Annotated in this window: 12 protein-coding genes, 1 tRNA gene and 1 pseudogene; 9 read left to right on the top strand and 5 right to left on the bottom strand. The window is 66.4% G+C overall.

The features are described from left to right. Positions 1–69: 69 nt before the first annotated feature. Positions 70–165: pseudogene (locus tag HG800_RS28430) on the bottom strand (hypothetical protein); the annotation flags it as partial. Here HG800_RS28430 and HG800_RS26950 point away from each other — a divergent pair. Next, the gene (locus tag HG800_RS26950; protein ID WP_206352271.1) at positions 142–372 is read left to right on the top strand and encodes a hypothetical protein; all 231 of its coding nucleotides are present in this window, start codon (positions 142–144) and stop codon (positions 370–372) included. The pseudogene HG800_RS28430 and the gene HG800_RS26950 overlap by 24 nt on opposite strands. 6 nt (positions 373–378) lie before the next feature. Further along, the gene (locus HG800_RS14545) at positions 379–729 is read left to right on the top strand and encodes a hypothetical protein (protein ID WP_169977355.1); all 351 of its coding nucleotides are present in this window, start codon (positions 379–381) and stop codon (positions 727–729) included. A 291-nt stretch (positions 730–1,020) separates the two neighbouring features. Here HG800_RS14545 and HG800_RS14540 read toward each other — a convergent pair whose 3' ends face one another. Beyond that, positions 1,021–4,401 (bottom strand): protein kinase domain-containing protein, encoded by a 3,381-nt coding sequence (locus HG800_RS14540; RefSeq protein ID WP_169977354.1) that lies wholly within the window; start codon positions 4,399–4,401, stop codon positions 1,021–1,023. Continuing rightward, complete coding sequence (locus HG800_RS14535) at positions 4,401–5,024, bottom strand: ECF-type sigma factor (RefSeq protein ID WP_235963693.1); 624 nt, start codon at positions 5,022–5,024, stop codon at positions 4,401–4,403. Before HG800_RS14535 ends, HG800_RS14540 begins: the two co-directional genes overlap by 1 nt. Before the next feature lie 221 nt (positions 5,025–5,245). Here HG800_RS14535 and HG800_RS14530 point away from each other — a divergent pair, with 221 nt between their 5' ends. From HG800_RS14530 to HG800_RS14500, 7 genes are all read left to right on the top strand, one after another. Next, positions 5,246–6,451 carry a calcium-binding protein gene (locus tag HG800_RS14530; protein WP_169977353.1) on the top strand — a complete coding sequence of 402 codons (1,206 nt, stop codon included), beginning with the start codon at positions 5,246–5,248 and terminating at the stop codon, positions 6,449–6,451. A 538-nt stretch (positions 6,452–6,989) separates the two neighbouring features. Next, complete coding sequence (locus tag HG800_RS14525; RefSeq protein WP_169977352.1) at positions 6,990–10,286, top strand: hypothetical protein; 3,297 nt, start codon at positions 6,990–6,992, stop codon at positions 10,284–10,286. 502 nt (positions 10,287–10,788) lie between these two features. Continuing rightward, positions 10,789–11,490, top strand: a complete 702-nt coding sequence (locus tag HG800_RS14520; protein ID WP_169977351.1) for a GntR family transcriptional regulator — start codon at positions 10,789–10,791, stop codon at positions 11,488–11,490. Then, positions 11,487–14,372, top strand: a complete 2,886-nt coding sequence (locus HG800_RS14515) for a DUF1592 domain-containing protein (RefSeq protein ID WP_169977350.1) — start codon at positions 11,487–11,489, stop codon at positions 14,370–14,372. Before HG800_RS14520 ends, HG800_RS14515 begins: the two co-directional genes overlap by 4 nt. Further along, positions 14,369–15,670: a DUF1552 domain-containing protein gene (locus HG800_RS14510; protein WP_169977349.1), complete on the top strand. Its 1,302-nt coding sequence runs from the start codon at positions 14,369–14,371 to the stop codon at positions 15,668–15,670. The genes HG800_RS14515 and HG800_RS14510 overlap by 4 nt, the downstream gene beginning before the upstream one ends. A gap of 72 nt (positions 15,671–15,742) precedes the next feature. Next, the gene (locus HG800_RS14505) at positions 15,743–17,269 is read left to right on the top strand and encodes a hypothetical protein (RefSeq protein ID WP_169977348.1); all 1,527 of its coding nucleotides are present in this window, start codon (positions 15,743–15,745) and stop codon (positions 17,267–17,269) included. Between the two features lie 343 nt (positions 17,270–17,612). After that, entirely contained in the window at positions 17,613–22,415 is a 4,803-nt protein-coding gene (locus HG800_RS14500; protein ID WP_169977347.1) for a PQQ-dependent sugar dehydrogenase, read from the top strand. 344 nt (positions 22,416–22,759) lie between these two features. Here HG800_RS14500 and HG800_RS14495 read toward each other — a convergent pair. Beyond that, positions 22,760–22,831: transfer RNA gene (locus HG800_RS14495), tRNA-Gly, on the bottom strand. 201 nt (positions 22,832–23,032) lie between these two features. After that, on the bottom strand, positions 23,033–24,355 hold the full coding sequence (locus HG800_RS14490; protein ID WP_169977346.1) for a Gfo/Idh/MocA family protein: 1,323 nt from the start codon (positions 24,353–24,355) through the stop codon (positions 23,033–23,035). Positions 24,356–25,304 lie beyond the last annotated feature (949 nt).

Below are 25,304 nucleotides of genomic sequence, written 5' to 3'. Positions count from 1 at the left end.
GAAGTGCAAGATTGTCCGCAGGTCGGAGACCCAGACGGTCTGCGTATAGGGGTTTGGTCGAGTCCGCTCACGATCGAAGAAGAAAACGTTCCCCTTGACCCCCTGGGCGTAGAAGAAGCCCGTGGCCAGGCGGAGAAACGTATGGACATTGCAGTTCTGGAGCAGTCGGCGGCGGATCGACTCGCCGGTGCCACCCTTCCCCAGCTCGTCGAGCTGTTCCGCGACGCTGACGTACCTACCACCCCCGCAACCAAGAACGACGTCTCCCGCAGCACCGCCGAGCGATTCCTGTTCAATCGGCTCGAACCGCTCCCTAAGACCGCCGGGGGATTCTGGCTAGACCATCCCCTGCAGTTCCCCCGGGGCCGCTAATTCGTCATGGAGGTCGACCTGCTCGCTGACGGGCCGAGGCTTGCCTTCAAGGTCGACAGGCATGATCACTTCAATCATTCAGAGCTCTATCGCCGTGATCGTCGCCCGACTCTCTCGTTCCAGCCCCACGACTCCATCGTCCTCCGCGTGCTGGCCGATGACATCCTTCCGCTGCTCATCGAGAGCCTCAGTACCATCCTCGCCGAGCTCGGTTGGCGGAGCCTCCTCGAACTGCTTGGGGCGTGGACTTTGGCCGTCGAAGGCTGTGCCTCCTCTGACTCTCGCAGACAGCTCTGCGCTCCGCCAATTGGCCGCAGCGACACCGAGGAAGAAGCAAGACGCGATCGCAGTCATTAAAGCGTTATTCGTTTGCCTGTGAAAGGTCAGGGAAATGGGGACTGGCTCCGAGTCTTCGAGGTGCCTGTCCCCCAGTTCCCGGCGAGCCGCTTCGCTCCATCGAAAACCGTTCTAGGAAAAACGCCCTGGCTATTGAAGCTTACGCAGAAGTGCCCACGAGTTCGATCGGTACCCGTGATGATCGCTCTTGAAAAGGCGACCTCGAGTCCGGAAAAGGGTGTCGGGGCTCGCGATAATCCAACACGGCAATCGCGCGCCGCAGAGCTTCCTTCGCCGAGCCTCGCTTTGCTCCTATCGGATGTCTGATCCGGAAACGAAGGGGTTGAGCGGAAACGCACGGTCAAAGAGCTTCAGAAAGCTCGGATCGGAGCGCAAGATCGCGAGTCTGGGATCGGATCGGAGTTGGCCGAGGTCGGTATATCCGGCATCGAGGGCGAGTCGAAGCGACTCGATCGCCTCGTCCGCAATGTGACGAGCCCGCCCGTCGAGGGGATGGCCCGCGTCATCCGCCGAGGAATCGACCTGTGAGGCGCACCTCGCGAAATCGACGGCGACCTCATAGAGTCGATTCGAGTCAGTTCCACGCCAGAGGTCTCGTCGTTCGAAGATGGATGTCGTGGCCTGGTCGGCCTGACCGAGCCGGAGGTGATGCCGCGTTTGCGACTCGTAGATCGTCGAGAGTGTGTTGCGGACCCGCGGGTCGTCGGGGGCCGAGCGAGAGAGCGGGACCAGGGTCCGCTCCGCTTCCTTGAGCGAGGCCAACGACTCCGAGTCACGACCCAGCTCCTGGAGAGGCCCAGCCCGATTCAGGTCATTCGTCGCCGCGAACAGGCGGAACGTGGGGTTGTCGGGGTGTCGCTCCACAAGAGGACCAATCACCGCCCGGGATCGCTCAAAGTGCGTCAGCGCCGCTTCCGGCCGATTGCGCCGGGCCTCGCCCACCGCAAGGTTGGTTAACGTGACCGCGAGGTCGAACGGATACTTGAGATCATCCGGGTAGCGACCCGCCAGGCGCTCCGCGATCGCCAGCGTCCTCGGTGCCATTGCCTCGAGTTCCTCCGCTCGACCGAGGAGGCCCAGGGCCACGCCCAGATTGCCGTAAAGGTCCGAGAGGCGGCCCTGATAGTCCGTGCGATTGGGGCTCGTCCGGACGAGGCGATCCAGGATCGTCTCGGCCTCGCGCCAGAGCGCAACCGCTCGCTCGACCTCGCCGGACTGCGACGCGTCGAGCGGCCGACCCGGGTTCAGGCGAGGGACCGCCACGCGGAGCCGATTGAGCGCGAGGTCGCTGAGGCCGCGGGCGAGATTCCAGGAATGGGTATCGTCCGGCCACCGGCCGACAAGCTGGCGAAACTGATCGACCGCGATCTCAAGGTTCATGATCGCGTCGGGTCTCTGGCCTCGTGTCCCCTGCAGGTTGCCAAGCGAAAGGTGCAGGTCGGCCAACGTGTTCCGGAAGGCGGCGACACCGGGTTGCTCCTTGACGAGTGGCCCCGCAAGTTCGAGTCCGTCCTCAAGAAGTTTCAAGCCACCGGTCTGCCCCTGGCTGCGAAGTAGCTCGGCATAGGCCCAATGAGAGCGGGCGAGACGGTGACGCAGGTCCGGGTCGGCCGGATCGCGTTCCAGGGAGCGGCGACGCAGATCGAGGGCCAGTCGTGCCGGTTCCGCCCCCTCCTCCGAGTGGCCTTGCCGATAGAGCAACCTGGCCTGAAGCTCGGCCGACTCGGCCAGCGTGTCGCCGAGCGCAGGAAGTTGGGGATATTCTGCCTCCAGCCGTTCCAGCTGCACCCGGGCCTCGACCGCGGCCCCAAGGGCCTCACCGACCGAACCGGCCAGGTCGTTGAGACGCGCGAGATCGAGTCGCGCCCTGGCCAGTCGGAACCGATCCTCCAGGGTCGGGAAACTGGTGGCCTCAAGGTTCGCAGAGAGCGTCGCGAACAGTCTTCGAGGGGACTCGAGGAGCCGGCGTCGTAGGTCGTCGAATTCCGGGTGAGACAGGATGACTTCCTCGCCGACACCCGTGTAATACGAGCGGATCGCGTCGAGCGCGAGCGCGGACTGCTGATCGGCCAGACGTCGAGCGTTGCGCTCGGCGTCGAGCGACGCTCGGATCCGATCATTGGCCTCGTTCTGGACAGCGACGATCAGAGCGAGGCCGACCAGGGTGGCCAGTACGGCGACGGTTCCTGTGCTGGCAAGGGTTCTGTGGCGTCGCATCCATCGGCTTCCCCGGGCGAGGATCGGCTCCTCATGGGCGAGCACCGGCTCGTCGGCCAGCCATCGTTCCACGTCGTCGGCCAGGGCCGCAGCCGTGGGATAGCGATCCTCGGGTCGGGACGCAAGTGCCCTCCGCGCAATCGCATCAAGGGCTTTCGGGGTCGCGGGATCGATTGCACTAGGCGTACTGATCTGGCCGTTGATGGTCTGGTCGATGGCCGTCCGAGCCGTCGAGACGTCGACCGGCGGCCGGCCTGTCAGAATCGTACAGAGGATGGCGCCGAGGCTGTACACGTCGCTCGCCGGGCCAAGCCGCCCGCGGTCTCCTGAAGCCTGCTCCGGGCTCATGAATCCGGGGGTCCCGATCAGCGAGTCGGGCAGCGTCCCGACGTCGCTCGGGGAAGTGGCCGCGGCATCGATTCCCCTCGCCTCTTCGAGCGATGCGTCAAGCGGCTTTGCAAGCCCCCAATCCACAATCAAGGTCTCGCCGAACGGGCCGAGCAGGATGTTGGCCGGCTTGAGATCGCGATGGATCACACGACGGCTGTGAGCATAGGCGACAGCGTTGCAGACGGCGACGAAGTGTCGGAGCAGTCGACGGAACGCCAGCTCACGAGGTTCCTCGGTATGCCCCTCCTCGTCCGCCTTCCGGTTCTCCGACGGAAACGGGGCATCGCCCGAAAGCGACGGCTCCTCGGCAAAATACGCGGTCCTCCTCGTCGACATCGGTGTCCGGGCCTCGCTGCCCGAGCCGTCCGATCGGGTCCGACCGCGTCGACCCGGCGGGCGCGTCTCATGGAACCGGGAAATCGCCTCCTTTAGCGTCTCCCCCTGGATGAACCGCATCGCGTAGAACGGGCGTCCGCTCCGGTATCGCCCCAGGGAATAGACCGGCACGACGCCGGGATGGTCCAGCCTCGCAGTCAGCACGGCCTCGCGGACGAAGCGCTCCCGGCTCATGGGGTCATCCGCGCGGTCGAGTTGGATCTCCTTGAGGGCCACCTCCCGATCGAGCTCGCGATCGATGGCCAGCGACACCTGGCCAAGGCCGCCGCGAGCGTGCAGCCGGAGGATGCGATACCGGCTCGACGCTGGAGGTTCGTTCCAGGGGGGTTCGGCCCCGTCCCCCATCTCTGGAAATCCGGGCACATCGCGATGCGTGTCCTCTCCCGGAGAGGATGCAAAGGCCTCGATGACCTGCGGGGCGAGGTCGGGGAAGCGGCGATGATAGTCCGCTTCGGACGGCGACTCACCGCGACCACGGCGGAGATGCACCTCGAGCGCAATGAGCTCTCGCAGCAGCGCTTCACGGAAGCTGCCGCCCGCGCTCGCCGAGAGTTCCTCAATCCGAGGCGACCGGCCGGCGGACCACTCGGCCTCGAAGCGGTCACACAACTCGTCGATGCGCCGGGCGTCGTCCAGCGGCAACGAGTCCTCTTCCGGTTCCCGGCTCATCAAGTAAAGTCCTCCTTCCAGGTTCGGCGGATCAGATCGAGCTTGCGTTCGACCGTCCGCGTCGAGCAGCCGAGCCGGACCGCGATCTCGTCGTTGCCGTAGCCCTCCAGACGCCAGAGCGCAATCTCGCGTAGCGGGGCATCGAGCGCATCGAGACGGCGGGCGTACTCCTCGGCGACCAGCGCGGCGAATTCGGGCGTCGGTTCGCTACCGACGATCCGATCGAGCCCGATCGCGAGGCCCGGATCGTCCATACCCTTACCGAGTTCCGCCTCGTGCAAGACCCGGCCGCCGCCTCGCTTCAGGCGGCGCTCACGATTCTGCTGGTCGAGGGCCTTGCGGGTTGTAAGGACGACCAGGAGACGCCAGAGGTCGTCACGGTCGGACAGCTGGTCGAAGTGGCCCTGGGCGGCACCGCGGCAGAGACTGTGGAAGGCGGACAGAGCGGCGTCTTCCTCGTCCGAAGCGGCGGAGCGGCGGCGCCCCTCCATCCGCTTGCGAGCCAAAGTGACCAGGCTGGCGAAGTAGCGCCTCCAGAGCTGCGACGCCGCCTCGGAGTCACCCTCCTTCAGATCGCCGATCCATCGGGTGACGGAGCCCATGCTCGAATGCGTCGGTTCCATGGTCGTCTCCCGGTTCGAGGGATGGCGCCGAGGATCGGCCCGCGTAGGCCGCTCTGAAGACCGGGTCTATTACAGCACGCGGCCTGACCCGCTTCCACGACGGCTCGAGTGGGACCTAAAAAATCGACAGACCTGTCGGGTCGCTAGGGCAGACGCAGAGATAAGGGCGGCCGTCGCGAGGAAGATCATCAACGGCCACACCCATCGTCGAGGAGATTGCTATGCGTCAGCTCGCCCGCCGACTCTTCCACTCCCGCAAGACAAACACGTCGCGAGCCCGTCGCCCTCTCCGCAAGCCCCGGGTGGGGATGGAAAGCCTGGAACGCCGGGATCTCCTGACCGGGATCTTCCAGGAAGCGAACGGCGACGTCCGGATCGAGGGGTCCGAGGGGAACGACACCGTCCTGGTAGAATCGATCCTCATAGAGGAGTACGACCGCAACGGCTTCTCCCGCAAGACGAACCTGCGGATCTCGATGACCGACGGTACCGGCCAGGAGCACACTCTGGAACTGCCCGGGATGAAAATGGCCAGCGGACAGCTGGTCGCCGTCAACCTCAGCTTCGAGGGATACGCCGGAGATGATCTGTTTCGGGCCAAGAATAACCTTGCTCAGCAACACTTTTCGATCGCCTTCCCGACCTACAACACCTTCGATCGATCCGGCGTCTCGCGTGTGACCCTGTCCGGGGGATCAGGCAACGACACGCTCATCGGCGGCGGCGGCAACGACATCATCGTCGGCGGCGTGGGGGACGACCACATCGAGGGCCACGGCGGCCTCGACTTCCTCGCGGGTGACGTCGGCTCGGACTCGCAATCAAATCCCATCGACCACGGCAACGACACGATTTACGGCGGCGACGGTGACGACGTGATCTGGGGAGAGGGCGGCAATGACCTGATCCACGGCGATGCCGGCCAGGACACGCTCCGAGGGGGTGGCGGGAGTGATCACCTCTACGGTAACGACGGGAATGACCGCCTCGAAGGTGGCCCCTCAAACGACACCCTGAAAGGAGGCGCCGGGAACGACAACCTCTACGGCGAGGACGGACACGACGACCTCTTCGGCGACGGCGGCAACGACTGGCTCGAGGGGGGCAACGGGAATGACGACCTGCACGGCGGCTCGGGGGCAGACAAACTCTGGGGCGGAGCCGACCACGATCTCCTTTACGGCGGCAGCGGCAATGATCACCTCTACGGCGGCAGCGGCAATGATCACCTCTACGGCCAGACCGGGATCGACGTTCTCTACGGGGAAGCCGGCGACGACTACCTCCACGGCGGCCTCGACGGCTCCATCGACCACCTTTACGGGGGTTCCGGCAAGGATAAGTTCAAACGCGAGCTGACGCCGTATGGACTGGATCTCGACATCCTCGCGGACTTCAACAGCAACTGGGACAGTCGGATCACCTGACGCAGACCCTCCCCCCGCTACCCCTCGGACCTCCACCCGGTCGAGCGGATCTGGGACCACCTGAAACACGGTCGGATGGCCAACTTCGTCCCCCGGCACATTCGTTACCTCGACCGGGTCGTCCAGACATACCTGGCCGAACCCGGTCGCGATTCGGAACGCATTCGGTCCCTCTAGACAGGCTTGAACCTGCCCTTCTCGGACAAGAACGTCCCAACCTAAAAAGTCAATCCGGGCGAAACGACGGATCGAATTGATCACTGAAATTGAGATATCTATTGAAAATCAGAAAGAATCGTGCAACGTTCATTATCGCTGGAAAGTGGATTCGGAGAAGGGACGCGGACGTCCTCGCCCGAAGAACTCCGTGCCGTCCGCCTTCAATGCCGCGTTCGGCAGCAGCACCTTGCCGGTTCAACATCCCGCGGCATCTCGAAGGGCTGACTCCATGGTCCCCGATCGCAGTGAATCCCAGACCCGGCGAAACTCTCGCTCCTCCCGTCTTCGACGCCGCCGCTCATTTGAACCTCGGTGCCAGATGCTGGAAGAACGCATCGTGCTGAGCGACGGCGTGCCGATCCCCGCCTCGAATCCTCGCGTGCCGCTCTCGACGATCTTCTGGAACGGCGAGACGATGCCGCTGAATCCCTCGGGCAAGGTCGGCGTCCCCTCCCCACAGGCGGCCGGTGCCGCCAAGACGATCACGATCAAGAACAACTCGGCCGAGATGATCTACCCCTTCCTCCGGGGCGGTAACTTCGGCAAGGATCCCAACTCCAGCGAGGGGTCGTTCTACGACCCTCAGGACCTCACCGACCGCGAGTTCCGCCAGTACGTCGGCTATGCCGACCAGGACGGCTCGCAATATCTGGGGCTGCCAGCCGGAGCGTCGATCACCCTCCAGGTGCCGCTGGTCCTTTGGGACGGGAACAATCTCTACCTGGCCACTGCCGGCGAATACCTCACCTCCGACTCACCAAACCTGTTCAATTACGAGGCGACGGCGCAGATCGCGGTCGCCGGGGCCGTGCCGGTCAGCGGCAGCGTTTGGGTCCAGGACAGCTCCGGCTTCCCGGAAGGCCAGGACGCGCTGGTCATGTTCTACTTCTTCAACGGCCCGCCCAAAACGGTGCCCGACGACGCCCCCGCTCAGCTCACCGAAATCACCTTCCGAGATCCCTACCTCACCCAGTTCATCACCGACCCGAACCAGACCTTCCCGCTGCTCAACTACGACGTCTCGTATGTAAATAACATGGTGTATCCAGTCTCGATGGCCGCCGGAGACGTCCCCATCACCTTCGGAAACACCCAGGACCCCAAGACCCCGCCGAAGTATTTCGGTCTCCAGGACTTCGGCTGGCTGGCGACCAACCGCGACACCACCTCGTTCCAGGCCGCCATCGAAGACTTTGTCGCCAACCGAGGGGCGGCCAGCATCGGGGCCTACTTCGGCCCGGACCGACCCGGCTGGCCGTCCTATTTCGCCCCGCCCGGGGGGGACACGGTCATCCCGTCGGGTGCGAACCTGTTCGACGACAGCCCGCTGTCGAAGCAGGGCCAGATCGTCCATCCCTCGAGCTTTGACCCGAACCGCTGGATGCTGACGAGCAATGGGACCGGACCGATCGCCGCGAGGGCTGGCGGCGTCATTCTGACCGACCCGCAGGCCACGGTCCTGCCGCTGGTCCTGGCCCCCGATGAGCGGGCAGCCTTCGTCCAGACGATACGCGCGATGCTCTCCGCCGGAGAGACGGTCAATCTGACCATCGCGCCATCGACGGAGGTGCTGGGAAAGGTCCTGAGCTACGACGCCACCGACTCGGTCCAGGCCATCACCGTCACCAATGGCGGCAGCGGCTACAGCAAAGCCGATCCGCCTCAGGTGGTCCTCTCCGGCGGCGCTGGCCAGGGTGCCAAGGCGGTGGCCTTCGTCAGCGATGATGGCGTGATCACGGGCATTGGCCTGACCAGCTTCGGCAGCGGCTATACCGCTCCGCCGACGGTCAGCCTCGTCGGCGGAGGCGGCACGGGCGCCTCCGCGACGGCCGCCATCGGGGGCGGGAAGGTCACCGTGGCGCTGGACGAGGGCAAGAGCCTTCCGACCGGCCAGCCAATCTCCTACGTCTTCCCACGCCCCCCGGCCGACTACGCGATCACCGCGATCACCAACCTCTGGTACTCGTGGGCGCAGTACTATGTCCAGCAGTACCAGGACTTCGCCGGCCTTTCGCTTCAGGCCACGCCCGTCTTCCTGCCGATCCCGGGCAGCGGCAATACCACCACCTACGTCACCAACCGGCTCGAGCTCGCCACCGCCCCGACCGTCCCCCTGGCCGTCGGGATGACCGTCACCGGCCCCGGGGTTTCTGTGGGAACCACGATCCTGAGCATCGACGGCACCACAATCCACCTCAGCCAGATCCTCGACGTCGACGCGGCGACACCCGGAGCGTATGCCTTCGGCAAGCCAACGATGTTCCCGTACGACCCAGCCTACACCCAGACGTTTCCGCTGACCTTTGGCCCCGATGAGGCCGAGACGGCCCGGCTCTTCGCCGGATCGGTCTACCAGGCGATCGCCTCCCAGTCGGTCGACCCGCCGCCTTCGCCATACCTGCCCGACGCGATGAACCTGGTCTCCCGAGTCATTGAGTTCTGGGCGAAGCTCCCCGGCTACGAAGAGCCCTGGGGGCCGACCCTCGTGGGCGAGACGCGGGACATCGTCAAATCGATCCTCCGCGGGGTCTACGACTTCAACGAAGTCAAGGACCAGTCGAAGTGGTACCCGGCGCCGAGCACTCCGATGGGCGGCCAGCTCTTCAACGTGTACAACCTCGACCCGTATGTCTGGTTCGTTCACGTCGTGCAGGGGATGTCGGCCTATGGCTTCTCCGTCGACGACGACGTGGCCAACCCGACAGCGACCGGTCCGCTGCTCGCGGCCGACGGGACGGGCAACCACTTCCCGAACAACCTGAACATCGGCTTCGGTGGAACCGGCGGCCTCGGGAATCCGAATCAGTGGTTCCCGACGACCCCTTGGGGCGCGCTCGAAACCATGGCAACAATCAGCGTCGTCCCGCCCGGCTTCCCATACGCCGGGTCCTCCATGGTGACCTTCATCGGCCCCGACGCCTTGAAGCTCTACAACCAGATCAACAACCCCGGCTCAGGTCAGGTCGGGGCCTCCATCCTCTCGCCGGGGTTCATCCCGGCCGGCACGACGCTGATCTTCAAGGGCCCGGTCTCGGGCGACCTCCCGCAGATCGTCCTGAGCCAGAACATGCCCAGCGTCTCGACGCCGATCCCCGTCCGGATCGACGCGGGAGTGATTCCCCCTCCGCCCTCGGCGGCCAGGAACCATGGCTTCGAACATCCCATCCGGTCGACCCGCCGCAACTTCGTCGTCGCTCCCAGAGGACCGGGAGTCTCCTGGGCGTTCGCCCGGCTCTCCGGCATCGCCCAGTCGGGCAGCCCCCTGGCGAAGAATAACCCGACGCCGGCCGGCTCTCAGGTCGCCTTCATCCGGGGTCGGGGACACCTCCGGCAGCTGGTGCGGCTCCAACCGAATCGGGAGCACACCGTCAGCTTCCTGGTCGCGCAGCGCCTCCTCGACAACGGGACCGTGAACCGTCAGACCCTGCAGGTCCGCCTCGGCCGGAGACTGATCGGCACCTTCACCCCCTCGCCTTCCGCCGACGGCCGCTTCGTCCGGTTCACCAGCGCCCCGTTCACCGTCCCCGACGCCAGGCCCCGACTCCTCTTCATCATCGGCACCAACCGGCTCGGAGGAGACAACACGGCACTCATCGACGAGGTCGTCGTTTCTTAGCAAGCCTCTGTGCTCTCCGGTCCTGCTACGGTCATCGTCGCCCTGATGCTGCTCCCAGGCAATCAGGACGTCTCCAATTCCCCTTTCTGCATGCGCTGGCCCATCACGTCCCAGCACCTTCAACGCACCATGTGCCGCCTGGGTTGAGTCTTGCGGCCCGATTGCTCCGTTCGAATTGAGCCATAAGTTCGACTGTCGCGCAATGCCGGTATTGGGCCGAGCGGTGACAACATGCCTCCTGATGCGGCGCTCCCGCAGCAAACAGGCCGGGGTTCTGCTCCTTGATGCAAGACCCGTTCAGGATCGGCTCGATCCCCCAGTCTTTAACGCGTTGCTGAGGTCCAGTTCAGTCACGCGTGATGATGTTCCCCAAAGACAACATGCAGGCTCTTGCAAAGTGAATGCACTTTGCTACCATGAGCCTACGATCCGGCCCCGGTGCGGAGTCGGCCAGTGGTGCTGCGGGTCGCGCAACCTCAACTCCTCCGAGTGACACCCGCGGATGACGACGTCCCTGAAGCTGCAACGAGTTCCCGGCGAGGCTCGTCTCTCCGAGGTGGCCTACGAAGCGATCCTGAATGCGATCATCTCCGGGCAACTGGCACCGGGCGACCCGATCGGGGTCCAGGCCCTAGCTCGCCAGTTCGCGATCAGCCGGACGCCCGTTCACGACGCCGTCCTCCAGCTCATCGGCGATGGCCTGGTGACGCAGCGGGCCAATCACAGGCCAACCGTTGCGTCGGCGAACGATCGGGAGGTCGCCGAGCTCTTCGACATGCGGGCATTGCTTGAGGGCGAGGCCGCGGCGCTCGCAGCCTCCCGCATCGACCGTCCCACGCTGCTCACGTTCCGTTCCGAGCTGGACAACCTTGCGTCTTCCTGGGAGCAGCCAGGTTGGGTCCAGCGCTGGGCTGAGCACGACGACTCCTTCCACTCCCGGATCGCCGACGCTTCCGGCAATCGTCGGCTCGCGCGCGATATCGGCCGGTATCGCCGGCTTCACCTTGCCCTGAACCGTCAGCACACCTGCGTGACCGATCTTCAGCACGCGCATGACGAACACCTCCGGATCCTCAGAGCCCTCGAGGCCCGCGACGAGGCCGTGGCGCGGCAGGCGATCGTCGACCACATCCGCGAGTGGAAGGCGTTCTTCGTGCGGACGTATTTCCAGAACGAGTCCTCGAAGCGGAGCCAAGGGCGATGAACCTGACGAGTCGCGGTCGAGGTCGAGGTCGGATCGCCTCCGTCACGAGGATCCGGGGGTTCGCAAAGATTGCCTTGCTTGCCGGGGTCGGCATGCCCTCCGCTCCACCGGTCTCCGCAGCCTTCGACGGTCAAGAGCCTCCTCGCATTGCTGACTTCGAGCAAGACATCCGCTTCCTCCTCGAACTCTACTGCCTTGACTGCCACTCGGGCGGCGAGGGGGCCGTCGCCGGGGTCGATCTCGACCGCTTCCGCAGCGAGGACGACGTCCTCCGCGACCGGTCGATCTGGAGCCAGGTCTTCCACAAGGTCGAGGCCGATCAGATGCCCCCTCCGGACCGTGCCGATCGGCCGACCGACGAGGAGCAGGCACAGCTCCTGGTCTGGATCGAGGACATCGCCGCCCGTCCCGACCCGCGCCTCGGTGCCCGAGACCCAGGCAAACCCGTCCTCCGCCGCATGACCCGCCTCGAGTACAACAACGCCATCCGCGACCTGTTCGGGTTGCAGACCGATGTCTTCATGTTTTCCGATCGGCTGCCGGTGAACAAGGGCTACTTCCGACCCGACGCTCACCGCATGGGGGAACAGATCCTCACGACGACCCGGGAGTTCGGCGCAAAATACCCGGTCCTCCTTCCCTCCGCCGGCCTCCCTCCCGACAACCGCGCCGAGCATGGCTACCGCAACCGTGGCGACGCCTTGAACGTCTCGCCGCTGCTCCTGGAGAACTACGTCAACCTGGCCCGGCAGATCGTCGACAGCCCGAATCTGCCTGAACAAAGCCCAGCGTTTCGCGCCCTGGTCGCCGACCCCAACGCCCCCTCCTTGCCGCACAGGGAGGCAGTTCCGGTCGTTACCGCGGCCCGAGACCTCGCGCCCCACCGGAACGTCGGGCACCAGGCCGAGGGTAGCGCGATCCCGCAAGAGCAGTTCCGTCGGGAGATTGCCTCAGCCTTCGAGACGTCCCACGGCGGTGTCTTCGATGCCGAGACGTCCAGCCTCGTCCTGCCGACGGGATCGGGCCTATCCGTTGCGTTCGGACCCGACGGAGGCAGGTCTCTTCAGCTCACCGGCGACGCTGACCTCTGGCTCGCCTCATTCACGACCGCCGAGGAGTCCTCCGGCTCGACGCTCCTGACCAATCACACAAAGGGGGAGAAACGGTTCACGATCCGGTTCAAAGTCCAGGACGAGCCGTCGAGCGAGGGGCCGACGGCTCTGGGGGTGGTCGTCCTCGGCCGGGCCCTCGCCGGCGGGGTTGTCGCGATCACGGCCCACGTCCGCGGAGGCGCTTCCACGACGCTCGAACACACGGTTGCCGAGGGGCCCGGCGGCAATACTTTCTTCAGTTTTCAGGCCCCCCCGGGGGAGACGATCGAGGCCTTGACGGTCGACGGGACGCGCTTCACCGGCGACTATGTCCTCCTCGACGACATCGCCTTCCTAACTCCTCCCCACACCGTGGGCAGTCAGCCCGAACCCGAGGCCGATCCCCGACCATCTGCCGAACCAACGCCGATGGCCGAGAAACGATCGGAGGCCCGCGATCGGCTCGAAGAATTCTTACCGAGGGCCTTTCGCAGGCCTGTTCGCGCGGCCGAGATCGAGCGCTTCCTCGCAATCTTCGACGAGGCCGCAGTGGCCGGGGCCGATTTCCCCTCCGCAATGCGATCCGTCTTGGCCGGGGTGCTCGCCTCGCCGAGCTTCCTTTACCTCGCCGAGCCGTGGCAACCCGATCGTCCGGCGGTCCGCCCGCTCGACGACCATGAGCTGGCGTCTCGACTCGCCTTCTTCCTCTGGGCCTCCACCCCCGACGATCTGCTGCTTGAGCTGGCCGATCGAGGCATGCTGACCGACCCCGACACGCTCGAAGCGCAGACTCTCCGCATGCTCGACGATCCTCGCATCCGCGAGCTGGGCGAGTCGTTCGCGACCCAGTGGCTGCGGCTCGACGGCCTGTACACCGCCAAGCCGGATCGGCAGCAGTTCAAGCGCTTCTACGCCGGCCCGCAGGGCAAGGACACGCTCCACGGCGCGATGCTGATCGAGGCCCTCCTGCTGTTCGAGACGGTCCTGGTCGAAAACCGGAGCATCCTCGAATTTGTCGATGCCGACTACACGTGGGTCAACGGCCGGCTGCGGGCGCTTTATGGGCTCGACGAGCCTTCATCCCCGGTGAGTCCCGGCGATGCGGAGGGCGACGGAATGTCGAACCGCGAGCGTCCCGAGCAGGGGGATCCGAACAAGACCTGGCGGCGGGTCCGCCTGCCCGATCGGACCCGAGGCGGCTACCCGACGATGGCCGGTCCCCTGGTCGTCACATCGCTGCCCACACGCACCAGCCCAGTGAAGCGCGGCGCCTGGCTGCTGGAGACGATCCTGAACCGCCCCCCTGCAGAGCCCAAGATCGCCTTCGCGCTCGAGGAGGACGCACCGGCGACCGAGCAGCCGGAGACCATCCGGCAACGGTTCGAGCAGCACCGCAGCCAACCGGCCTGCTTCTCCTGCCACAATCGGCTCGACCCGCCCGGCTTCGCGCTGGAGGCCTTCGACCCGATCGGCGCCTGGCGAGAGACCGACGGCGGCCTGCCGGTCGACGCCAGCGGATCCTGGGACGGTCGGCCTTTCGACGGAACCGCCGGATTCAAGCAGGCACTCCTGGAAGACAGGGAGGCCCTCGTCCGCGGCTTCGTCGAGCACCTGCTGAGCTATGCCATCGGCCGAGAGCTCGAGGTCTATGACCGTCCGGCCGTCGCGGAGATCGTCGCGGCCGCCGCGGAGGAGGACTCCCGGTTGCGCCGGGTTGTCGTCGAGATCGTGAAGTCGTACCCGTTCCGACATGTGCGGAATACTCGGTTCGATCAAGCGGAGGAACCATGAACTTTGCCCTGAGCCGACCCGTCTCGCGTCGCACCCTGTTGCGAGGGCTGGGCGTGGCCGTCGCCTTGCCCTGGCTGGAGGCGATGGCCCCGCGGCGGACTCGGGCCGCCGTGCCCCAGGCGCACCCGGCTCGGTTCGCATTCCTCTACACGCCGAACGGCTATTCTCAGCCAACGTTCGTCCCCAAAGGAACCGGCACGGGCTGGGAGCTGACTTCGGCGCTCGAACCGCTGGCACCCGTGCGCGCGCATGTCACGCTGGTGACGGGGCTCGACCGCGCGTTCGTCCCGGGCACCGGCGTGCACGCTCAGTGTGGCTCCTGCTGGCTGACCAGCTCGCCGCCCGCCGAGACCCTCGATGGCGGCTTCCCGACCAACACGACGCTCGATCAGTTCCTCGCCCGCTCGATCGGCCGTGACACACCGCTCCCGTCGCTGGAATTGAGTTGCAACGACTTCGCCGACAACAAGGAGACGAAGTATTTCGAGTGCATCTCCTGGTACGGGCCCGGCTATGCCGCCAACGTCGAGAAGGACCCCCGCGCCGTCTTCGACCGCCTCTTCGGCCAGGGTCCGGGCGATCCCAGCCGGGGTAGCATCCTCGACGCAATCCGCGACGATGCCGAGTCGCTCGGGCGGAGACTCGGCCTCGACGACCGCCGCAAGCTCGACGAATACCTGTCGAGCGTCCGCGCCACCGAGCGTCGCATCCAGCTTGCTGAGCGATCCGACCGCCGAGACGGGCCGCCCCCCCTGGATCGGCCCAGCGGCATCCCCGACCATCGGGGCGAGTACCTTCGCCTGATGGGCGACCTGATCGTCTTCGCCTTCCAGCAAGACCGCACCCGGGTCGCCACGCTGGTCGTCGACCCGGAACGATGGGACTCTCCCCGGATGTTCCACGACGTCTTCGACACGCCTCAGAACCACCACGTCCTCACCCACACCAAGGGCGAGGAGGCGAAGGCGAAGCTCGCGCAGATCGACCGGTTCCACGTCGATCAGTTCGCCTCAATCGTCTCCCGGCTCGGCCGCATCGTTGAGGGGGAGGGGACGCTGCTCGATTCCTGCGTCCTGGCGATGGGCAGTGGCATCAGCGACGGCGACTCGCACAACTACCGCGACCTCCAGGTCCTCCTCGCCGGGCGAGCCGGCGGTGCCCTCACGCCCGGCAGGCACCTCCACTACGAGGGCGATCGGCCGCTCGCCGATCTCTGGCTGACCCTCGCGCAGCTCGGCGGCGTGGACGTGCCCCGATTCGCCGACAGCACGGGGGTGCTCGATGAATTGCTCACCTGACCGCCCCATCCGCCCGGGCGCAACCGTCCCTCTCGTCACCCTGCGGTCGGACAAGGCCGTTGGAGGCTCGCGATGACCCCCAACCCCGGCCCGGCAATCGACCGCCGCAGCTTCCTCGGCCTCCTGGGTGGCGCCGCCGCCGCGGCGTCCCCCGCGGCGGCGATACCTGCACGCTCGGCCGAAGACCGGCCGTTCGTCGGCATCCAGGTCCAGCCGCACAGCTTCTATGACGAGGGGATCGACCGCGTCCTCGACAACGTCGAGCGGGCCGAGATCAACACGCTTCTCATCTACAGCCACCTCTTTGCCGCCGCGGCAGACGTGCCGCTCGAGACGTTGGCCCCCGACCATGGCGTCGCTCCCCGAGATCCGAGGGGACGCACGTTCCGCCGCATCTGGGCCCGGCCCACGCCCGGCCTCTACGACGGCCTTCCGCTCAGCTTCGCCGACGACCCTCCCGAGGCCGAGCACGCTGGCCGCGACCTCTTCGCCGACCTCATCGAGCCCTGCCGCCGGCGGGGCATCAAGCGGATGGCCCGCATCCTCGTCCCGAGCGGCTCGAAAACGAAGGGCCGCATCCCCGGCTGGAATGCGGTGCGCCAGGTAGACCTCGACGGCCGCCCGAGCGATGAGGGCTGCCTGAACAATCCGGACTTCCGCGAGTTCTGGGCCCGGGCCGCCGCCGACGTCGTCGGCAACAACGACCTCGATGGCTTCATGATCGGCGCCGAACGGCCGGGTCCGCTGCTCGACGTGGTCCAGAACGGCAAGCCCGCCTGGTGCTTCTGCGAGCACTGCCTGGCGCGGATGGCCGACGCGGGCGTCGACGTCGATCGAGCCCGCATCGCCTTCCGGGCGCTCGGGACATGGCGAGCGAACGCCGCCTCTGGCGATCGGCCCGCGGGGGGAGTCATCAGCGCCCTACTCGGAGTCTTCTTCCAGTACCCCGAGCTGCTGGCCTGGGAACGCGAGTGGGCCACCGCCTTCGACGAGTTCGTTGCCCACGTCGGCCGCGCCGTCAGGACCGCTCGGCCGGGGGCGACCTTCGGCCGGCACATCGACCACCAGCAAACCTCGTGGGACATCTTCCACCGCGCCGCCTGCAACATCGGCCGGATGGCCGCCGACGTCGACTTCCTCAAGCCGGTCACCTACCACGAGATCATGGGGCCTCGCACCCGGCTCTGGGTCATCGACCGGCAGCGGGAGGCCCTGCTTTCGGAGCTCTCGGGGCCCAGGGCACTCGACCTCTTCCACGCACTGACCGGCACCGACCCGTCGCGGGAGCCCCGCTTCGAGGAGCTGATTCACCGCGGCTTCTCGCCCGACTACGTCGGCCGTGAGACGAGTCGATTCGTCGAGGGCGCCGACGGCCGATGCGCCGTCTACCCCGGCATCGCGATGGACGTTCCCATGTACATGCCCGATCCGCCCTCCCCGCGCCGCCTCTTCGACAGCGACCCGGAGGGGCTCATCACCGCCGTCCATCGGGCCTTCGACGCCGGGGCCACCGGCGTCATCGCCTGCCGGGAGTATCAGGAGATGCGCCTGACGAGCCTCGATGCCATCGGTCAGGCTGTGAGGGAGCGAACCGGCTGATGCGAACACCCTCGAGCGCCCGGAGAGAGGTCCCCCGCGGTGACGCCCTCGAGCACGCAAGTCACCGCCACACGGACGGTCGACCGTGAGGGCGATCCTCAGTCGCTTCCGGACCCGACTCGAACTCTGCCGTCTCCGGCGACCAGGCCGGTCAGAGACACCGGAATCCCGATCGATCGGGACGTCTACCACGAGAATTTGCTGCCCAATGCATCGTGTCCCGTCGGTTCGGCCTCGGGTCCGAAGAACCCCCGACGCTCGCCCCGTCTTCAATAAATCCGAGGGGCCCCGAACTCAATCGCAGGGTGGAATCCGCGACCTGCCCGAACGAGGAAGATCAGCCATGAAGCCCGCCTCGCGTGACCGCACCTTCATCAAACCCCAGCACATCGCCTCCGGACGGCGCTCGGTCCTCGTCACCCTGATGGCGGCCCTCGCCGCCGCCATGCCCGCCGGCGCTGAGTACGACCCGCTCCGGTTCGAGAAGCAGGTCGTCGCCGCCGGGTGCGAGGACCCGATCCAGCTCGAAGTGCTGCCGGGCGGGGACGTGCTCTTCATTGAGCGTGCAGGCCGCGTGCGGCGGGCATCGGCAGGCACAGGCACGGTCGAAGACCTGGCCACGATCCCGGTCGCGCTCTACGGTGAGGTCGGCCTGCTCGGCCTGGCACGCGATCCCGAGTTCGAGCGGACTGGCGGGATCTTCCTCTTTTTCTGCCCGAAGGACGCGCCGGAGACGATGCGACTCTCGCGGTTCACCCTCGCGGACGCGGGCCTCGACCTCGCCTCCGAGGTCCCTCTGCTCGACTACCCGATCGACTCCGGCGGCGCGGTCCACATGGGAGGCGGGCTCCACATGGACGGCCTTGGGAACCTCCACATCGGCACCGGCGACAACTGCCCGCCGATCCCCGAGCTGCCGGTCGACCGTCGCCCCGGCCGCGAGAACTTCGACGCGATGCGCACCAGCGCCAACAGCTTCGATCTCCGGGGGAAGGTCCTGCGGATCCACCCCGAGCCGGACGGGACCTACACCATCCCCAAGGGGAACCTGTTCGACGACCCGGCCCGGGGCCGGCCGGAGATCTACGCGATGGGTTGCCGAAACCCCTTCCGGGTGACGGTCGACGACCGGGACGGATGCGTCTACTGGGGGGACGTCGGGCCGAACATCCAGCTCGACCTGGGACTCGGCCCCAACGGCTACGACGAGTTCAACCGGGCTCCCCAGGCCGGCAACTTCGGCTGGCCGATGTTCGTCGGCCCGAACGAAGCGTACCGCGACTTCGACTTCGCGACTCGCACCGCCGGCCCTCCCTTCGACCCGGCCCGGCCCGTCAACGACTCGCCCAACAACACCGGAGCTCGCGAGCTGCCCCCGCCGCGGCCGGCCTACCTGTGGTACCCCTCCGGCCCGTCGAACCGATTTCCGAGTCTCGGAAGCGGCGGACGGTCTGCAATGGCAGGCCCGGTCTATCACGCCGACGGGTTCCAGAACTCCCCGCTGAGACTACCCGACGAACTCGATGGCGTGCTCTTTATCTACGAATGGACGCGCAACTGGATCCACATCGTCCGCCGTGATGAGGCGGGCGAGCTCGCCTCGGTCGAGCCGTTCCTCCCCGCGATGGCGTTCCGGAAGCCGATCGACATGGAAATCGGGCCCGATGGGACACTCTACCTGCTCGAATACGGCGACACCTGGTACGGAAACACCGACGCCCAGGTCGTCCGCCTCGTCTATCGCCGCGGCAACCGTGCCCCGGAGGCGAGACTGGCCGCCGATCCTCCGGCCGGGAAGCACCCGCTGTTGGTTCGGATGAATGCGACCGGCTCCTCAGACCGCGATCCCGATGACGTACTCTCGTTCGCCTGGGAGGTCGACGGCCGGCCAGCTCCCGATCGGTCCGGCCCCTTGGCCGAGTTCACCTTCGACGAGCCAGGCAGCCACCGGGTTGCCGTCGTGGTGACCGACCGCTCCGGCGCCTCTTCCTCGGCCGTGTCAACCGTGCGCGTGGGCAACGCCCCGCCGTCGGTCACGTTGGTGTCCCCAGTCCATGGCTCGTTCTTCGACCCGGGAGAGACGATCCGATACGAGATCCGGGTGACCGACTCGGAGGACGGCTCGTCCGATCAGGGGGCGATCGCTCCGGGACGCGTGCTGCTGAACCGCGCGTTCCTCAGCCGACGTGCCGATCCGGGTGATGACCTGGCCTCCGGGTCGGCCGCCCATCCCGGGCTCGAACTGATGCGGAAGACCACCTGCTTCTCATGCCACACCACCAGGGCCGCATCGGCCGGGCCTCCCTACCGAGAGGTCGGCAGGAAGTATGCGGAGGATCCCGAGGCCCGGGAGCGGCTCGCCTCGAAAATCGTCTCGGGCGGGGCAGGAGTCTGGGGAGACCAGCCAATGCCCCCGCACCCGCAGCACGACACAGGCCAGACCAGGTTGATGGTCGACTGGATCCTCTCACTCGCCCAGGACGACACACCGGCCCCCGTGCCGGGGACTCGCGGGTTCTTCCGGGCCGAGCCGACGGGGTCGCCCGCTGGGCCGGGACCGGGCGTGCTGACCCTGACCGCCGAGTACACCGATGACGGCGCCGAGGGGGCGCCGCCGCTGCGGGCCGAGTCGTCGATCGTGCTCCATGCCCGACGCAAGCCGGCCTCCTCGGCCGACCGTCGACAAGGTGTCGATCTGGTCGACGTCTTCGAGCGACAGGCCGGGATGGTCGCCCGCTTCACCCCGGGAGACTGGATCGCCTTCCGCGACGTGAACCTGGCCGACATCGATCGGGTTACCTGGAGCGTCGCCGCCTTCGACGGCGAGGACGGGGCCTTCGCCCTGAGAGTCGGTGCACCTGACGGTCCCGAGTTGGCCCGCGTGGCCGTCCAGGGTGCCTCCGACGCCCTCGGCGAGATCTATCGCGAGCAGACGACCCCCCTTACCGATCCGGTCGGCTCCCATGACCTGTACGTGGTCGCCCTCCTCGCTGGTGCCCCGAGCGCCACAACGCCCGAACCAATTGGAAAGGGCCTGAGCCTCGCCTGGCTGGAGTTCCGCGACGCTCCGGAAGCACTCACCCGCAAGCAGGCCGAGCGCGAGGCGACGACGAAGATCGTCCTCATCCCGACGAAGCTCGATCATCCCTGGGCCACGCACATGTATTCCGACGTGTGCCGTATCCTGGCCGCCTGCCTGAATCAGACGCCGGGCGTCGAGGCCGTCGTCTCCCCAGAGCTCGACTGGCCCGCGGACGGGACGATCCTGGAAGATGCCGACGCGATCGTCTACTACTCCCGGCCAAGCGGCGACATCCTGCTCAGCCCCGAGCACCGCCACCAGGCCGAGGCGCTGCTGAATCGCGGGGTCGGCTTCTCGGCGATCCACTGGTCGACCGGGGCCGAGCAAGACGTCGGCCCGCGATTCCTCGACATCCTCGGCGGCTGGTTCAACTTCGATCATAGCGGGCTGAAGGTCGACACCAGACCGCTCCGCCAGGTCGAGCCGGATCACCCCGTCTCCCTCGGCTGGGCGCCCTATGACCTGCACGACGAGTTCTACCTCAATCTGAAGTTCAGCCCCGACGCGAGGCCGGTCCTCTCGGTCGACGTCGACGGGACGGCGCAGACGGTGGCCTGGGTGCTGGAGCGTGCCGACGGGGGCCGGAGCTTCGGCACCACCCTGGGCCACTTCCACGAGAACTTCGCGATCCCCCAGTTCCGGCGGATGCTGGTCAACGGCATCCTCTGGAGTGCTGGCGTCGACGTGCCTCAGGCCGGGGCGCCGGTCGACGTCGATCCGGCGTTGCTGGAACTGCCACCGCAGGTCCGTCCCGTCATCCGGGAATGGTCTTACGACGACCTCCGCCCGCTGCTCGACAATGCGGCCCGGCCCCGGTCGTTCGCCCGGGGCGAGCAGCTCTTCCGGGTCGCTTCCTGCGTGGCCTGCCACCGCATCGCGGGCTCGGGGGGCGTGGCCGGGCCCGACCTGACCGACGTCCGCCAGCGATTGGCCGCCGAACTCGACCCCGGCGGCGCCCTGCTGCGTTCAATCGTCGAGCCCTCTCACTCGATTGTCGAGGCCTATCGGTCCCAGATCCTGGCCCTGGCCGATGGCCAGGTGCTCAGCGGCCTCGTCGTCGCCGAGGAAGAAGGCACGCTCCAGGTTGTCACCGACCCGTCCCAGGCAGATCAGCCCCGGCTGATCCCGGCCGATCAGGTCGAGGAGCGCTCCGGATCGGACGTCTCGCTCATGCCCGCCGGCCTGCTGAACACGCTGGACCGGGAGGAGGTGCTCGACCTCCTGGCCTACGTGGAGGCAGGCGGCGACTCTCGGTACGTCCAGTTCTCCGCTCCACCGCGGCGATCGGAGCCCTGGGCCGATGTGTCCCTACCGGTAAAGGCAGGGCTCCGCTGGTGGCTGGACGCCGGCCGCATCAACCAGGGCCGCTCCGCTCTGGGCCTGGAGCCACTGGCCACCGGGAGCCCGGTCGCCGTCTGGCCCGATGCCAGCGGCTACGGGCGGCATCCCCGCCAGCGTCGAATCGAGGCACAACCTCGGTTCGAGGACCGCGGCGGCCGTCCGGCAGTCCGGTTCGATGGCAACGACGATGCGCTCGTGGCGTCGATGGCCGGGCTCACGGCTCGGGAGTTCACCGCGGTGCTCGTCGTGCAGCCGGATCACAACCGAGGCTGGCCCGGGCTCATCTCCGGCAACGCCTTCGACCGCAACGACTACCAGTCCGGCTTCAACATCGACCTGATGCCCGAGCCAAGAGACGAATTCTCCACCCTGATGGTCGAGGGGCCGGGGTTCATCGGGGTCCGCAACCTGATGACCGAATCGCTCCCCTTCGGCCGATTCGTCACGATCAGTGTGACCAGCCGGCCGGGGCCCGACGGCGTGCAACTCTCCATCGACGGCCGGCCGCAGGGCTCGATCCCCAGGCAAGAGGGGATCCTCCGCCTCGACGAGCTGACCGTCGGTGCCCGCTTCTGGAGCAACGACCCGAACCTCCCCCCCTTCGCCCGCGGCTTCTTCGCCGGCGCCGTCGCCCATGTCCTGTTCTATGACCGGGTGTTGGACTCGTCGGAGTTGACGGCCCTGCAACGCGACCTCTCCGATCCGCCTCGGCCCGGACAATAGCTCCCCTCGATCCAAGGATGCCGGGTGGCCATCCCTCCAAAAGGGCACCGCGTCTGCATCCTCTACCAGGGACCCACCCGGGACTCCCGGCGTCCCTCCGAAGAAGCGCAACCCCTCCCGATCCCGCCTCCTCATGGAGATTCGTTTGTGCGCCAAAAGACAAGCCGATCTCGCATCACAAGCGCGCCGAACCGATTGGCGGGCCGACCGGCCTGTCTTGACCCTCGGCCAGGTCCAGGACGGCCACGATGACCTCATCGACCAGCGTCGTCGCCGTGCCCAAGGCCTCCGGCTTCAGCTCCGTGGGCAGTCACCTGAAAAAAATCGGTGCAGGTGAGGTCGAGAGCGGGCGAGGGGATTCGAACCCCTGACGTCCAGCTTGGGAAGCTGGCATTCTACCACTGAATTACGCCCGCTTTGGCAAGGGCCGAGGTTCGGGAGATGGGGCTCGAACGCACCGTTGGTGCTCCCGAAGAACGGTCGATCCTAGGGCATGGTAATGCGCCAGGGTGGCCGGGTCAAGGAGGTGGCGAAGGTGCCGGTGGGACGAGGAGCGCGGAGGGAAACCCGGCGTCGCAACGCTCGAGGGACGCCGGGCGAGGGGAGCGAGGAGACGATCAGAGGGACCAGGGCTTGCGCATCATGGGAGAGAGCAAGCGGTTGGCGTCCTCGCTGTTGGTGACCTGTTCCGCTTCGGGGTCCCAGGTGAGGGGGCGGCCGGTGAGCATCGCCAGGGTGTTCAGGTGGCAGATGGTGGCGGTCCGGTGGCCGACCTCGGCGGGGGCAACCGGGCGTTGTCGGCTGCGAACCGAGTCGAGGAAATTCCGCTGATGGCCGGGGCTGCGGCCAAGGTGGACCTCATCCGGACCGATCGTCTCCTCCAGCAACGACGGGCTGGAGGCTTCGAGCCGACCACCATGGATCTCGATGAAGATCCAACCGTCCTCACCTTCGAACTTCAAACCGCGCGGGCCCTCGGTCGAACCGACCAGCTTCGTCCCATCGGCGTACGTATTGGTGAACTCATAATCCCAAAAAACATCATATAACCCTTCGCCCCGTCGACCCTTGGCCTCGAAGTGAACCGGGCCGGTGTGATCCGTGCCCAGGCCGAGCTGAGCGATGTCGATCACATGCGCACCGCGGTCGGTCATCTCGCCGCCACCGTAGGCCAGGTTGAACCGCCACCAGAAGTGACAGCGCGCCTCGGCAAACGGGACGCGAGGGGTATGGCCGAGCCAGAAGTCGTAGTCGAACCCGTCGGGAATCGGCTCCGGTCCAGGCACCTCAGCCAGGCCCTTGGCTTCCTGGTGGTGATTGTCGTTGTCGGGAAGGTTGATCCGCACCGTGTGGACCCGCCCAATCCGACCGTTCTGCACCAATTCGCAGGCGAACCGCGCGTTGTCCCCTGATCGCTCGTGGCTGCCGACCTGAAGGATCCGCTGGTGGCGATTCACCGCATCGACGATCGCCCGCCCTTCGGCCACGGTGTTCGTTAAGGGTTTCTCGCAGTATATATCTTTGCCCGCATGCGCCGCGGCAATCGTCGGAATCGCGTGCCAGTGGTCCGGCGTGGCCACGATCACCGCTTCGATGTCGTCCCGGGCAATCAGCTCTCGAAAATCATGATACGAGGCGCAATCATCGTTGCCAACCTGTTCATTTACTTCCACGACTGCCTGTTGTCGGTGTGAAGCGTCCACGTCGCACACCGCCACCAGTTGCACATCAGCATGCTGGAGGAACATCCGGTTGAGCCCCCGCCCCCGGCCTCCCACGCCGATCGTTCCCAGAACGATCCGGTCACTTGGCGCGACCGCTCCATCACGTCCTAGCGCCCTCGCGGGCACGACCGTCGGGAATGCGATCGCGCCGACCGAGGCGGCTGCCGCACTCATCAGGAACGTCCGTCGGGAGGCGTTGTTGCGTGGTGCGCTCATCTTCGATAGCTCCTCGAACTGCAGAGACTTCGCTCACGTCGGTCGACCCCCGCCGACCTTTCTGACGACAATGCCCCCCGATCATCCCCCCCCTGCCCTCCCATTTCCAGACGATACCCCCTTCGAGCCCTCAACGATTCCAACCTCTCTCGGCTGGCCTTTCGCGTCCCCTTTCTGTGGTGTCGTCGAAGACGCTCCCATCACCCTTCACTCCCCGGATCGTCCGTTTTCTGCAGACCAGGCGCACGGAGGACGCGACCGAAGTTGCAAGCGCCCTGCCCTTCGGCTTGGCCACCCTCCTCCCCTCCTCAGAGGCCTCATCACCCCACGACCTTCCGATCGGGGGCGATGGGACTCAAATCGTTACCTTCGTTCGAGACCGGCAATGCCTCGAATCGTGCTCCTCGACGCGATCGACCCTTCGTGCGATCCCCGTCCCCTCCCGCGCTCCCCGCCAAAACCAGTTGTTCGCCTGCTCATCCCCTGTTCTCGCAAGGGAAAAAAATTCCGAGCCCTTCATTTTGTGTGACTCCCTCGCCCCGTTTTCACGAGACTAAGAGAGGCGGGTTTCGATCCCGTTGCGCCTCGACTCTTCAGAACTGTGTCGCCTTCCGGCCTCCGTTCCGCGATAGTCCCGAAGGATCAAGGCCCTTCTTTGGCAACTCGATCACGATACCGAAATCGCACAGCCCCCAAGGCGCACCCAGACGCACACCCAAAGCGCACTGAACCCCGTTTCGAAGCGCACCGGATCGTTCACCTTGAGGCACACCATGCCTCAAACGGTCAGGCGCACGTCGACGACAAGGACCCGTACGATACGAACCCAATTCCGAGATGCCATTCTCCGAAACGGATTTCGCCAGATCGACGCAACCCATTCCGAGTTTGGGACAAACAGCCCCACGCCTCCCTCTGAATCCCGCGCACCGAGCCCCTCGTCTCGGCG

The organism is Tautonia rosea, assembly GCF_012958305.1.
GTDB lineage: Bacteria > Planctomycetota > Planctomycetia > Isosphaerales > Isosphaeraceae > Tautonia > Tautonia rosea.
Note: the sequence above shows the minus strand (reverse complement) of the source record. Positions and strands in the feature narration are given on the sequence as shown.